This is a genomic window from Delftia sp. Cs1-4, assembly GCF_000214395.1.
Taxonomy (GTDB): Bacteria; Pseudomonadota; Gammaproteobacteria; order Burkholderiales; family Burkholderiaceae_C; genus Comamonas; species Comamonas acidovorans.
In genome coordinates, this window is record NC_015563.1 from 2,231,401 (window position 1) to 2,243,808 (window position 12,408).

Annotated in this window: 13 protein-coding genes; 7 read left to right on the top strand and 6 right to left on the bottom strand. The window is 63.6% G+C overall.

What is annotated here, in order from left to right:
* Window positions 1-38 precede the first annotated feature (38 nt).
* On the top strand, window positions 39-377 hold the full coding sequence (locus DELCS14_RS09900; RefSeq protein WP_012206673.1) for a P-II family nitrogen regulator: 339 nt from the start codon (window positions 39-41) through the stop codon (window positions 375-377).
* A gap of 101 nt (window positions 378-478) precedes the next feature.
* Here the strand turns inward: DELCS14_RS09900 and DELCS14_RS09905 are convergent, their stop codons facing one another.
* From DELCS14_RS09905 to DELCS14_RS09930, 6 genes are read right to left on the bottom strand one after another with little or no spacing between them, the layout of a single operon-like run.
* Window positions 479-1,072 carry a TIGR00730 family Rossman fold protein gene (locus DELCS14_RS09905; RefSeq protein WP_012206672.1) on the bottom strand — a complete coding sequence of 198 codons (594 nt, stop codon included), beginning with the start codon at window positions 1,070-1,072 and terminating at the stop codon, window positions 479-481.
* Window positions 1,069-1,482, bottom strand: coding sequence for a diacylglycerol kinase (locus DELCS14_RS09910; RefSeq protein WP_013801501.1), 414 nt, complete (start codon window positions 1,480-1,482; stop codon window positions 1,069-1,071). Before DELCS14_RS09910 ends, DELCS14_RS09905 begins: the two co-directional genes overlap by 4 nt.
* A 40-nt stretch (window positions 1,483-1,522) precedes the next feature.
* Entirely contained in the window at window positions 1,523-2,068 is a 546-nt protein-coding gene (locus DELCS14_RS09915; RefSeq protein WP_013801502.1) for an RDD family protein, read from the bottom strand.
* Window positions 2,069-2,097: 29 nt separating this feature from the next.
* Window positions 2,098-2,949, bottom strand: coding sequence for a DUF3106 domain-containing protein (locus DELCS14_RS09920; protein ID WP_013801503.1), 852 nt, complete (start codon window positions 2,947-2,949; stop codon window positions 2,098-2,100).
* Between the two features lie 20 nt (window positions 2,950-2,969).
* Complete coding sequence (locus tag DELCS14_RS09925; RefSeq protein ID WP_013801504.1) at window positions 2,970-3,428, bottom strand: DUF3619 family protein; 459 nt, start codon at window positions 3,426-3,428, stop codon at window positions 2,970-2,972.
* Window positions 3,425-3,997: an RNA polymerase sigma factor gene (locus tag DELCS14_RS09930; RefSeq protein ID WP_013801505.1), complete on the bottom strand. Its 573-nt coding sequence runs from the start codon at window positions 3,995-3,997 to the stop codon at window positions 3,425-3,427. The genes DELCS14_RS09925 and DELCS14_RS09930 overlap by 4 nt, the downstream gene beginning before the upstream one ends.
* A 277-nt stretch (window positions 3,998-4,274) precedes the next feature.
* Here DELCS14_RS09930 and DELCS14_RS09935 point away from each other — a divergent pair, with 277 nt between their 5' ends.
* From DELCS14_RS09935 to DELCS14_RS09960, 6 genes are all read left to right on the top strand, one after another.
* The gene (locus DELCS14_RS09935; protein WP_013801506.1) at window positions 4,275-6,056 is read left to right on the top strand and encodes an acetolactate synthase 3 catalytic subunit; all 1,782 of its coding nucleotides are present in this window, start codon (window positions 4,275-4,277) and stop codon (window positions 6,054-6,056) included.
* A 154-nt stretch (window positions 6,057-6,210) separates the two neighbouring features.
* Complete coding sequence (gene ilvN, locus DELCS14_RS09940) at window positions 6,211-6,702, top strand: acetolactate synthase small subunit (RefSeq protein ID WP_012206665.1); 492 nt, start codon at window positions 6,211-6,213, stop codon at window positions 6,700-6,702.
* Window positions 6,703-6,774: 72 nt separating this feature from the next.
* Window positions 6,775-7,791, top strand: coding sequence for a ketol-acid reductoisomerase (ilvC, locus tag DELCS14_RS09945; protein WP_012206664.1), 1,017 nt, complete (start codon window positions 6,775-6,777; stop codon window positions 7,789-7,791).
* Between the two features lie 210 nt (window positions 7,792-8,001).
* Window positions 8,002-8,835, top strand: coding sequence for a CDP-diacylglycerol--serine O-phosphatidyltransferase (pssA, locus tag DELCS14_RS09950; RefSeq protein ID WP_012206663.1), 834 nt, complete (start codon window positions 8,002-8,004; stop codon window positions 8,833-8,835).
* Between the two features lie 226 nt (window positions 8,836-9,061).
* Window positions 9,062-10,753 carry a 2-isopropylmalate synthase gene (gene leuA / locus DELCS14_RS09955; protein ID WP_013801507.1) on the top strand — a complete coding sequence of 564 codons (1,692 nt, stop codon included), beginning with the start codon at window positions 9,062-9,064 and terminating at the stop codon, window positions 10,751-10,753.
* Between the two features lie 99 nt (window positions 10,754-10,852).
* A complete protein-coding gene (locus DELCS14_RS09960) occupies window positions 10,853-12,391 on the top strand; it encodes a 2-isopropylmalate synthase (protein ID WP_012206661.1) in 1,539 nt (512 codons plus the stop codon).
* Window positions 12,392-12,408: the final 17 nt, after the last annotated feature.

Below are 12,408 nucleotides of genomic sequence, written 5' to 3' on the forward strand. Positions count from 1 at the left end.
GTCTTGCCCCGTATTGCATGCACTGAGGAGTTCACCCCATGAAAATGATCACCGCCATCATCAAGCCGTTCAAGCTGGAAGAGGTCCGCGAGGCACTGGCCGACTGCGGCGTCAACGGCCTGACCGTCACCGAGGTCAAGGGCTTTGGCCGCCAGAAGGGCCATACCGAGCTTTACCGCGGTGCTGAGTACGTGGTGGACTTCCTGCCCAAGGTGAAGATCGAGGTCGTGGTCCGCACCGAGGACGTGGACCGCTGCGTGGATGCCATCGTCAACGTGGCGCGCACGGGCAAGATCGGTGACGGCAAGATCTTCGTCACGGCCGTGGAGCGCGTGGTGCGCATCCGTACCGGCGAGCTCGACGACGGAGCCATTTGAGTCCGAGAGCAGGGCAGGGCGCATGCGGCGCCCTGCATTCTGGATATCTCGACGCTGGCGGCCATCCTCTCAAGGGTGGCCGTTTCCGTTTCCGCTTGTGTTCAGATCACGGCGCGCAAGGGCGCAGTCTCCAGGCCCGTGCCGGCGTTTTGCACCAGTGATTGCAGCAGCGTGGGGATGTCGCTGCCGCTTTCGATCAGTCCCATCTGCCACTCACCCATGAAGCCATGGCCCACGCAGGTCTGCAGGAACTGCAGCATGCTGTCGTAGTAGCCATCCACATTGAGCAGGCCGATGGGCTTGTCGTGGTAGCGCAGCTGGCGCCAGGTCCAGACCTCGAACAATTCCTCGAAGGTGCCTATGCCGCCGGGCAGGGCGACGAAGGCATCGCTGCGCTCGGCCATCATGGCCTTGCGCTCGTGCATGGTCTGGACGATGTGCAGCTCGTCGCAGGCATGGTTGGCCAGTTCCTTGTCCACCAGCGCCTGCGGGATCACGCCCACGACGCGGCCGCCGGCCTGCCGCGTGGCCTCGGCCACCTCGCCCATCAGGCCGCTGCGGCCGCCTCCATAGACCAGCTGGCCGCCGTGCTCGCCGATCCAGCGGCCGGTGGCGCGGGCCGCCTCGATGAATCCGGGCTGGTCGCCGGGGCGCGAGCCGCAATACACACAAATGGAAAACGTGGGATTTGTCATGCAATGAACCGTTGATAGAGGGCGGCCAGCCAGACGCCGGCGCACAGCAGCAGCGCCAGCATCACGGCCGCGCTGCCCATGTCCTTGGCCTGCTTGGACAGAACGTGCCATTCGGGGCCTATGCGATCGACCACGGCCTCGATGCCGCTGTTGAGCAGCTCCACGATCAGCACCAGCAAGACCGTGCCCGCCAGCAGTGCGATCTCGATCCAGCTGCTTCCCAGCCAGAAGGCGGCAGGGATCAGCACGATGGCGGCCAGCGCTTCCTGGCGGAAGGCTTTTTCATTCCATCCGGCGCGAAGGCCTGACAGCGAATAGCCTGCCGCGTGCCAGATACGCGTCAGGCCTGTGCGGCTTTTCTGGGGATTGACAGGTGCACTGTCGGTCGGGTCGGGAGATGCGGCGGGCATGCTTGCGAGTGTAGGAGATGCGACGCTGCCTCTGGGCCTGTCAGCGCTTTTTCCTGGGTGCCGGGGCCTGGTGGATCAACTGGGTGCCGGCCCATGCGTCATGCCAGAACTGGCGGCGCGGATGAAAGCGGCTGAGCAGCGCCCAGAGCGCCACCCACAGCACCAGCAGCATCAGCGTGGTCAGTGCAGGCACGCCGGTCGAGTAAGCCGCCAGCGGCGGCAGCAGCCAGATCCAGCTGAACACATAGCGCCGCAGCGCGCGCAACTGGCTGACGGGCTGGCCTGCCGCATCCACCAGGCGGATGTGCCAGGTCTTCATGGCCAGCGTCTGGCCCTTGGACCAGAACCAGACGAAATAGATGCCCAGCACCACGAACATGAAGGCCTGCAGCGCATGGCGGTTGTCCATGGCATTGCGTGTCTGCGACAGGGTGCCGAACAGATAGCCTGCAATGAAGACCACGCCGAACAGCAGCATGCCCTCGTAGAGCCAGCAGGCCATGCGCCGCGCCAGTCGCGGGGCCATCTGTGGGGAGGCTGCGGTTGCGGCTGCCGTGGTGGAGGCGGGGGATGTGGCGTTCGTCATGCGGACGGGGAGATCGGTGCGTCAGTGCGTCAATGCGAGAGGGGCGCTTCGCCGTGCGATGGCTGGGATGCAGCATCAGGGCTGTCATGCAGTTCCATGGGCGGCAAAGGCATGGGCGTGGCCGAGGGCACTTCCACCGGCGCCGTCTCCACCAGCGCCGGCGGGCGCACGGGATGGGTTTCCACGGCCGCAGGCGATGGGGCCGGGGGTACGGGAAGCGGCGGGTTGTAGATGGTGGCGGGCGGAATCTTCGGCGGATTCGGAATGGTGGCCGGAGCCACCGAGGCCGCAGGAATCCGCGCCAGCCGCTTGGGCGCAACGGGCTCTATGGCGGTGGCGGCGCCCTTGGCCTTGGGCGCGGCGCGCGCGGCCAGCAGGCGTTTTTCCTCGTCGCTGAGCGCCTGGTAGGCCTCCCACTGGGCGCGCTTGTCCGTGGCCAGGCGGTTGGTCAGGGCGAAATTCAGGCGGGCCTGGCTGCGCTGCTGGGCGCTGAGGCTGGACCAGGTCTGCATGCGATCGCGCAGCTTTTCCTGCTCTTTTTCACTGAGCTTGTCCCAGCCCTCGGCCAGCGCCATCCAGCGGCGCTTTTGCAGCGCGTCCATCATGGACCAGCGCTCGGACAGGGGTTCAAGCACGCTGCTCTGCGCCGGTGTCAGCTCTGCCCAGCGCGGGCCGGAGGCCAGGTCCGTGGCGCGCTGGCGTGTGGCTGCATCACCGTGCAGGGTCTTGGAGGCTGCGATCGTGGCCGGCGAGACGGTGCTGGGTGCCAGCCGTACCTGCTGCACGACGCGCCAGCCGGTCCAGGCCAGCGCCATCAACAGCACCGCCGCCAGGATGGCGGCGGCTGAGCGGTGGAACGCGGCGCGTGAATCAGTGGGCATGCAGGCAGGCAAGGCGGGGATCAGCGTTCCGTGTTGGTGGCCGAAGTCTTCAGGTACTGGATGAAGCCGGGGTCGGCATAGGCGGCGGGCGGCAGATCATCGGTCAGCAAGGCGGTATCCACCTCGGCAACCTCAGTCAGACCTGTCTGGTCCGTCTGCACGTTGACGACCACCAGGCCAACGATCAACGCCAGCACCGGCACGGCCGAGATCAGCGCGCGCCACCAGGTGCCGCCCTCGTCGCCGGAGCCCAGCGTCAGCGTGCCGCCCTGGGCCTGGGTTGCGCTGGCAGCCTGCACGGGCGCAGCGCGCAGCTCACGCCGGCGAACGGAAAGGGCGCGCTCGCGCCCAGCGCGCAGCCGTTCGGTGATGTCGTATGGCAGCAACGCCTCGCCGTCACCCAGGCGCGCGGTGATCCGGCGTGCGATGCGGTCTGCCGCCATTTCGCTGTGGAGAGTGAGAGTGGGCGCAGTCTTCATAGCTCGATTCCTTTGGCCTTCAGTGCCTTGCTCAATGTCTGGATGGCGCGGAAACAATGTGTTTTTACACTTCCTTCGGAACACCCCATCGCGGCAGCGGTCTCCGCGACGTCCATCTCTTCCCAATAACGCATCAGGAAAGCTTCGCGTTGACGTGCTGGAAGCTCCTGTATCTCTTTTTCAATGCTTTGCAAAATCTGGGCCCGCTCGGTCAGATCTTCGGCGCTGCGGGCGGTTTCGCCGTTCTGGCCGGAGTCGGCATAGGTTTCAAGCCAGTCGAAGTCCGCATCGTCGCCGGCCGAGGCCTCCAGATCGCTCATGCGGGTGAAGAGGGCGTTCTGCGTTTTTTGCCTGCGAAACCAGTCCAGCGTGCTGTTGGACAGGATGCGCTGGAACAGCATGGGCAGCTCGTTGATGGGCTTGTCGCCATAGTGCTGCGCCAGCTTGAGCATGCTGTCCTGCACGATGTCCAGCGCCGCCTCCTCATCCCGGACGTGAAAAAAGCTGCGCTTGAAGGCTCGCTTTTCTACGCTTTTGAGGAAGTCGGATAGTTCTTGCTCGGTTGCCAAAAGGAACGCAGGCCCGGATGAGGGGCTCGTTGATGAGGGGCTGAACGGGTGCGGGGCCTGATTATCGCACCGCACTGTCAATTTTTTTCGCAGGATGGCGCGCAGGCTTGTTGCAGTGCGATAATGTCTGCTGCAATTCAAAAAGGCAAACGGGTCACGGTCCGGCGTTTACTCACTCGCCCATGTCTGTTGGTCCTAAGTCCCGCACCGGCCTCACAAGGGCTTCAGGCAAGGGGCACCCAAGGTTTTTCGTTAGAGAAATTCACAAAGGTTGATCATGGAAATTTCCAAAGCCGAGTACTCCAGCGCGGCAGCAGCGGCGTCGCAGTCCCATGCATCCCAGGAGCTGATGGGCTCCGAGATCCTCGTCAAGTCCCTGCAGGCCGAAGGTGTCAAGCAGCTTTGGGGCTATCCGGGCGGTGCGGTTCTGTACATCTACGACGCCCTCTACAAACAAGATTCCATTCAGCATGTGCTGGTGCGCCACGAACAGGCGGCCGTGCATGCGGCAGACGGTTTTGCCCGTGCCACGGGTGAAGTCGGCGTGGCCCTGGTGACCTCGGGTCCCGGCCTGACCAACGCCGTGACCGGCATTGCCACCGCCTACACCGATTCCATTCCCCTGGTCGTGATCAGCGGCCAGACCTCGACGGCCTACATCGGCACCGATGCGTTCCAGGAATGCGACACCGTCGGCATCACCCGCCCCATCGTCAAGCACAACTTCCTGGTGAAGGATGTGCGCGAGCTGGCGGACACCATGAAGAAGGCCTTCCACATCGCGCGCACCGGCCGTCCCGGCCCCGTGGTGGTGGACATTCCCAAGGATGTGTCCTTCAAGAAGGCTCTCTACGCCGGCTACCCCGACAAGGTGGAGATGCGCTCCTACAACCCGGTGCGCAAGGGCCATGCCGGCCAGATCCGCAAGGCGCTGCAGTTGCTGCTGGCCGCCAAGCGACCCTATATCTACACGGGCGGCGGCGTTCTGCTGGGCAATGCCTGCAACGAGCTGCGCACGCTGGTGGACATGCTGGGCTACCCGGTCACGCATACGCTGCTGGGCCTGGGTGCCTATCCGGCCAGCGACCGCAAGTTCCTTGGCATGCTGGGCATGCACGGCACCATCGAAGCCAACAATGCCATGCAGAACTGCGACGTGCTGCTGGCGGTGGGTGCACGCTTCGATGACCGCGTGATCGGCAACCCCAAGCATTTCATGTCGGTGGAGCGCAAGATCATCCACATCGACATCGATCCCTCTTCCATCTCCAAGCGCGTGAAGGTGGACGTGCCCATCGTGGGCGACGTCAAGGAGGTGCTGACCGAGCTGATCTCCATGATCCGCGAGGCAAGTGCCCGTCCCGACGCAGCGGCCCTGGGCCAATGGTGGGAGACCATCGAAGGCTGGCGCAGCCGCGACTGTCTGCAGTACAGCCGTGGCGATGGCTCGGTCATCAAGCCCCAGTACGTGGTGGAGACGCTGTGGAACATGACCCGCGACGCCGATGCCTACATCACGTCCGACGTGGGCCAGCACCAGATGTGGGCTGCGCAGTACTACCGCTTCGACGAGCCGCGCCGCTGGATCAACTCCGGCGGCCTGGGCACCATGGGCGTGGGCCTGCCCTACGCCATGGGCATCAAGCTGGCCAAGCCTGAATCCGAGGTGTTCTGCATCACGGGTGAAGGCTCCATCCAGATGAACATCCAGGAGCTGGCTACCTGCCTGCAGTACAACACGCCGGTCAAGGTGGTGTCGCTGAACAACCGCTACCTGGGCATGGTGCGCCAGTGGCAGGAGATCGAGTACTCGGGCCGCTACAGCAGCAGCTACATGGACTCGCTGCCCAACTTCGTGAAGCTGGCCGAGGCCTATGGCCACGTGGGCATGCTGATCGAGCGCCCCGAGGACGTGGAGCCCGCCCTGCGCGAGGCACGCAAGCTCAAGGACCGCACGGTGTTCATGGACTTCCGTACCGATCCCACCGAGAATGTGTTCCCCATGGTGCAGGCCGGCCGTGGGATCACCGAGATGCTGCTGGGGGCTGACGACCTCTGAGCATGGTCCCTTGCGGGATCTGCCCAGGTTCATTCCTGCCGCATCCGTTCCAGTGAGCCGTCCTCGAGGCGGCCCCTTTGACGAATCTATTGCCTGCCAAGCCCGACGTTTACCGGCGCCGGGGGAGGGCAGCGAAAAGAGGAATCTTTCTTTCATGAAACACATCATTGCCGTGCTGCTCGAAAACGAGCCGGGAGCCTTGTCGCGCGTGGTGGGCCTGTTCTCGGCCCGCGGCTACAACATCGAATCGCTGACCGTGGCCCCCACGGAAGACGCATCGCTGTCGCGCATGACCATTCAGACGAATGGCTCCGAAGACGTGATCGAGCAGATCACCAAACACCTGAATCGCCTGATCGAAGTCGTCAAGGTCGTGGACCTGACCGAAGGCTCCTATACCGAGCGCGAGCTCATGATGGTCAAGGTCCGCGCCGTGGGCAAGGAACGCGAGGAGATGAAGCGCATGGCGGACATCTTCCGCGGCCGCATCATCGACGTGACCGAAAAGAGCTACACGGTCGAGCTGACCGGCGACCAATCCAAGAACGACGCCTTCCTGCAGGCGCTGGACCGCACGGCCATTCTGGAAACCGTGCGCACCGGCTCCTGCGGCATCGGCCGCGGCGAACGCATCCTGCGCGTTTGATGCGCTGCAACGCACCTGAAACCTGTCCCCTTCCCCTTTTCAACCCCTACACACACTAAGCCTGGAGCCAACATGAAAGTTTTCTACGACAAGGACTGTGACCTGAGCCTGATCAAGGGCAAGACCGTTGCCATCATCGGCTACGGCAGCCAGGGCCACGCACACGCGCAAAACCTGAACGAAAGCGGCGTGAAGGTCGTGGTCGGCCTGCGCAAGGGCGGCGCTTCCTGGGACAAGGTCGCCAAGGCTGGCCTGACCGTCGCGGAAGTCGATGACGCCGTGAAGTCCGCCGACCTGGTCATGATCCTGCTGCCGGATGAGAACATCCCCGAGGTCTACAACAACAACGTGGCCCCCAACATCAAGCAAGGCGCCACGCTGGCCTTTGCCCACGGCTTCAATATCCACTACAACCAGGTCGTGCCCCGCGCCGATCTGGACGTGATCATGGTCGCCCCCAAGGGTCCTGGCCACACCGTGCGTTCCGAGTACCTGAAGGGCGGCGGCGTGCCTTCGCTGATCGCTGTGTACCAGGACAAGTCCGGCAAGGCCCGTGACCTGGCCCTGTCCTATGCCATGGCCAACGGCGGCGGCAAGGGCGGCATCATCGAGACCAACTTCAAGGAAGAAACCGAGACCGACCTGTTCGGCGAGCAAGCCGTTCTGTGCGGCGGCGCGGTGGAACTGGTGAAGATGGGCTTCGAGACCCTGACCGAAGCCGGCTACGCTCCCGAAATGGCCTACTTCGAGTGCCTGCATGAGCTCAAGCTCATCGTGGACCTGATGTACGAAGGCGGCATCGCCAACATGAACTACTCCATCTCGAACAACGCCGAGTACGGCGAGTACGTGACGGGTACCGAAGTCATCAACGACAAGTCGCGCGAAGCCATGCGCGCTGCCCTCAAGCGCATCCAGACCGGCGAATACGCCAAGATGTTCATCCAGGAAGGCCGCACCAACTACCCGAGCATGACGGCCCGCCGCCGCATGAACGCCGACCACGCCATCGAGAAGGTCGGTGGCCAGCTGCGCGCCATGATGCCCTGGATCTCCAAGAACAAGCTGGTTGACCAGAGCCGCAACTGAGATTGCTGCATTCCATCTTGCCTGGGTCGCGCAAGCGGCCTACGCAAGGTGCAGGACAAGGCCACCCCGACGGGTGGCCTTTTTCGTGCAGGGAAGGGGTGCGGCGCGCAGGTACACTGACCCTTTCGGGGCGGCGCGGTCCGCTCCCTTAGAATACTATCGTTTTAATAGCTGCCCGCGCCCGTAGGCGCTGTGCTGGAGGCTGGATTGATGCAAAACCACAATGAGTCCAACGAGATTGAGGGCGTGGTGGTGCGCAAGCGCCGCAAGGGTATCTACATCCTGCCCAACCTGTTCACGCTGGCTGCGCTGTTCGGTGGCTTCTACGCCATCGTGATGGCCATGAATGGCCGCTTTGAGCTGGCTGCCGCAGGCGTGTTCTGCGCCATGGTGCTGGACAGTCTTGACGGCCGCGTGGCACGCATGACCAATACGCAAAGCGCCTTTGGCGAACAGATGGACTCGCTGTCGGACATGGTGTCCTTCGGCGCCGCTCCCGCCTTGATCGCCTATGAGTGGGCGCTCAAGGGCATTGGTCGCTGGGGCTGGATTGCCGCCTTTGTCTATTGCGCCTGCGCCGCCCTGCGGCTGGCGCGTTTCAACGTGAATACCGGCACGGTGGACAAGCGCTGGTTCCAGGGCCTGCCTTCGCCTGCCGCGGCGGCGCTGGTCACGGGCTTCATCTGGCTGCTGGACGAGGCGGGCCTGCTGCGCGGGCAGGATGCCTGGCTGAGCTGGACGCAGATCACCTGGATCATGTTCTTCCTGACGCTGTACGCGGGCCTGACCATGGTCACCAATGTGCCGTTCTACAGCTTCAAGGACGTGCACTTCAAGAAGAGCGTGCCGTTTGCCGCCATCGTGCTGATTGCGCTGGGCATTGCCATCATCAACATCCACCCGCCCATCGTGCTGTTCGGCGTGTTCCTGCTCTACGGTTTCTCGGGCTATGGCGTCTACGCCTGGCGCAAGGCCAAGGGCCAGCGCACCAGCGTCATCAGCACCTCGACCGACGAGCCCGAGGAGCGCGGCCTGCACAAGTGATGCGGCGCAGCATCTTCACAGCCTTTGTGAACCTGTGCTAAAGTTGTCCGAATGCAATACCTGTCGCTAGCTCTACTACTGATGTCCAACGGGCAGAGACAGTAGCGCGCGCGTACATACCTACTTTCACGGCCCGTTTGCACCAGCGACGGGCCGTTTTGCATTTGTGGGGTCGCTGGAGCAGGTGGGTCTTGTTTTTACCTAGACGATAGAAAGCACTTCAGCCATGTTGCAAAACCCTTCGACCAAGTACCGTCCGTTCGCTTTCGCTCCTGTGCGTCTGCAAAATCGCAGCTGGCCCGACGCGACGATTACCAAGGCTCCGATCTGGTGCAGCGTGGATCTGCGCGATGGCAACCAGGCGTTGATCGAGCCCATGGACATCGATCGCAAGATGCGCATGTTCGAGCAACTGGTGAAGATCGGCTTCAAGGAGATCGAGGTCGGCTTCCCCTCCGCTTCGCAGGTGGAGTTCGACTTCATGCGCAAGCTCATCGAGGAAAACCGCATTCCCGATGACGTGACCATCCAGGTGCTGACCCAGGCGCGCGAGCACCTCATCCGCCGTACCTTCGAAGCGCTCGAAGGCGTGCCCCGTGCCATCGTCCATCTCTACAACGCCACCGCGCCCGTGATGCGCCGCGTGGTGTTGAACATGAGTGAAGACGAGATCGTCGAGCTGGCCACCACCAATGCCCGCATGTTCAACGAGATCGCTGCCGGCTACCCCCAGACGCAGTGGACCTTCCAGTACTCGCCCGAGATGTATTCGGACACCGAGCTGGAGTTTTCCAAGCGCGTCATCGATGCCGTCACCGATGTATGGCAGCCCACGACCGAGCACAAGTGCATCATCAACCTGCCCACCACGGTGGAGCATTCCACGCCCAATCTGTTTGCCGACATGGTGGAGTGGACGCACCGCCATATCCAGCGCCGTGATTCCATCGTGCTGTCCGTCCATCCCCACAACGATCGCGGCACGGGCACGGCCACGGCCGAGCTCGCGCTGATGGCCGGTGCCGACCGCCTCGAGGGCTGCCTGTTCGGCAACGGCGAGCGCACGGGCAACCTCGACGTGGTCAACGTGGCGCTGAACATGTACATCCAGGGCGTGTCGCCCGGGCTGGATTTCTCCGATATCGACGGCATCCGCAGCACGGTCGAGCATTGCAACCAGTTGCCCGTGCACCCGCGCCATCCGTACGTGGGCGACCTGGTCTACACCTCGTTCTCTGGCTCGCACCAGGATGCGATCAAGAAGGCCTTCGCCGACCGCAAGGAAGGCGACGTCTGGGACATGCCCTATCTGCCCATCGATCCCAAGGACCTGGGTCGCAGCTATGAGGCCGTCATTCGCGTCAACAGCCAGTCGGGCAAGGGCGGCATCGCCTATCTGCTTGAAAGCGAATATGGCCTCCAGTTGCCGCGCCGCCTGCAGATCGAGTTCAGCCAGGTCGTGCAGCGCGAGATGGATGCCAGCGGCAAGGAATTGGCTGCCGCCGACCTGTGGAATCTGTTCCAGCGCGAATACGGCCTGCAATCCGTGCAGGCGCCGCACTACCGGCTGAGCGAGAACGATGGTGTGGTCAGCCTGTCGGCCGACCTGGCTGTCGAGGGCGGCAAGCGCACGGTCGAGGCCGAGGGCACGGGCCCGATCGACGCCTTCGTGCAGGCGCTGAGCGAGCACAGCGGCCGCGCGGTGCGCGTGCTGGACTATGCCGAGCACGCCATTGGCGAAGGCGCCAACGCCAAGGCCATCGCCTATGTGGAACTGCGCGTGGACGAGTCCCACGTGTGCTACGGCGTCGGGGTCGATGCGAATATCGTCTCTGCCTCGTTCCGGGCCATCATGTCGGGCTTGCAGCGTGTTCCCTCCGCCGAGAATGCGGTGGAGCAGGAGGCGGTCGCCGCCTGAATTTCGTTCCCGAGCCGGTGCAGCCACAAGCGCACCGGCTTTTTTCATCGCCTGCCCGTGGGCAGGGGCTTCGCATCCACAAGAAAGACGAGACTCCCCATGACCGACCAATTGATCATTTTCGACACCACCTTGCGTGACGGCGAGCAGTCGCCCGGTGCCTCCATGACCCGCGACGAGAAGCTGCGCATCGCGCGCCAGCTCGAACGGCTGAAGGTCGATGTGATCGAGGCCGGTTTTGCGGCGAGCTCCAACGGTGACTTCGAGTCGGTGCAGGCCATTGCACGCGCCATCAAGGACTCCACCATCTGCTCGCTGGCGCGGGCCAATGACCGTGACATCGCCCGTGCAGCCGAGGCTCTGAAGGATGCCAACCGCGCGCGCATCCACACCTTCATTGCGACCAGCGCGCTGCACATGGAGAAAAAGCTGCGCATGACGCCCGAGCAGGTGCTGGAGCAGGCGCGCCAATCCGTGCGCTTTGCGCGCAACCTGATTGCTGACATCGAGTTCAGCCCGGAGGACGGCTACCGCAGCGACCCGGATTTCCTGTGCCGCGTCATCGAGACCGTGATCGCCGAGGGCGCAACCACGATCAACGTGCCCGACACCGTGGGCTATGCCATTCCCGAGCTCTACGGCGCCTTCATCAAGAACCTGCGCGAGCGTGTGCCCAACAGCGACAAGGCGGTCTGGAGCGTGCACTGCCACAACGACCTGGGCATGGCCGTGGCCAACTCGCTGGCCGGCGTCAAGCTCGGCGGCGCCCGCCAGATCGAATGCACCATCAATGGCCTGGGTGAGCGCGCCGGTAACTGCTCGCTGGAAGAGGTGGTGATGGCCATCAAGACGCGCAAGGACTACTTTGGCCTGGACGTCAACATCGACGCCCTGCACATCGTGGCCGCCAGCCGCATGGTCAGCCAGACCACCGGCTTCGTGGTGCAGCCCAACAAGGCCGTGGTGGGGGCCAACGCCTTCGCCCACGCCTCCGGCATTCACCAGGACGGCGTGCTCAAAGCGCGCGACACCTACGAGATCATGCGTGCCGAGGACGTGGGCTGGAGCGCCAACAAGATCGTGCTGGGCAAGCTCAGCGGCCGCAACGCCTTCAAGCAGCGCCTGCACGAGCTGGGCGTGGAGCTGGACAGCGAAGCCGCGATCAATACCGCCTTTGCCGCCTTCAAGGAGCTGGCCGACCGCAAGAGCGAGATCTTCGACGAGGACATCCTGGCCCTGGTGACCGAGCAGGACGCGCATCAACAGGCCGACCCCTTCCAGTTCATCTCGCTGGCCCAACAAAGCGAGACAGGTGAGCGCCCACACGCGTCAGTGGTGTTCAGCCGCGACGGCCGAGAGATCAAGGCCCAGTCCGACGGCAATGGCCCGGTCGATGCCTCGTTCAAGGCCATCGAGTCCGAGGTGAAGAGCGGTGCCGAGATGCTGCTGTACTCGGTCAACGCCATCAGCGGGTCCACCGAAAGCCAGGGCGAAGTGACCGTTCGCCTGCAGCGCAGCGGGCGCGTGGTCAACGGCGTGGGCGCCGACCCTGACATCGTCGTGGCTTCTGCCAAGGCCTATCTGAGCGCGTTGAACAAATTACACAGCAATGCAGAGATCGTGGCTGCGCAGGGGTAAGCACTCGCCTTATAATT

Excerpts from the sequence above, each read along its gene's own strand:
- DELCS14_RS09900 (WP_012206673.1), top strand. The coding sequence starts at position 39 with ATGAAAATGATCACCGCCATCATCAAGCCGTTCAAGCTGGAAGAGGTC.
- DELCS14_RS09905 (WP_012206672.1), bottom strand. The coding sequence starts at position 1,072 with ATGACAAATCCCACGTTTTCCATTTGTGTGTATTGCGGCTCGCGCCCC.
- DELCS14_RS09910 (WP_013801501.1), bottom strand. The coding sequence starts at position 1,482 with ATGCCCGCCGCATCTCCCGACCCGACCGACAGTGCACCTGTCAATCCC.
- DELCS14_RS09915 (WP_013801502.1), bottom strand. The coding sequence starts at position 2,068 with ATGACGAACGCCACATCCCCCGCCTCCACCACGGCAGCCGCAACCGCA.
- DELCS14_RS09920 (WP_013801503.1), bottom strand. The coding sequence starts at position 2,949 with ATGCCCACTGATTCACGCGCCGCGTTCCACCGCTCAGCCGCCGCCATC.
- DELCS14_RS09925 (WP_013801504.1), bottom strand. The coding sequence starts at position 3,428 with ATGAAGACTGCGCCCACTCTCACTCTCCACAGCGAAATGGCGGCAGAC.
- DELCS14_RS09935 (WP_013801506.1), top strand. The coding sequence starts at position 4,275 with ATGGAAATTTCCAAAGCCGAGTACTCCAGCGCGGCAGCAGCGGCGTCG.
- ilvN (WP_012206665.1), top strand. The coding sequence starts at position 6,211 with ATGAAACACATCATTGCCGTGCTGCTCGAAAACGAGCCGGGAGCCTTG.
- ilvC (WP_012206664.1), top strand. The coding sequence starts at position 6,775 with ATGAAAGTTTTCTACGACAAGGACTGTGACCTGAGCCTGATCAAGGGC.
- pssA (WP_012206663.1), top strand. The coding sequence starts at position 8,002 with ATGCAAAACCACAATGAGTCCAACGAGATTGAGGGCGTGGTGGTGCGC.
- leuA (WP_013801507.1), top strand. The coding sequence starts at position 9,062 with ATGTTGCAAAACCCTTCGACCAAGTACCGTCCGTTCGCTTTCGCTCCT.
- DELCS14_RS09960 (WP_012206661.1), top strand. The coding sequence starts at position 10,853 with ATGACCGACCAATTGATCATTTTCGACACCACCTTGCGTGACGGCGAG.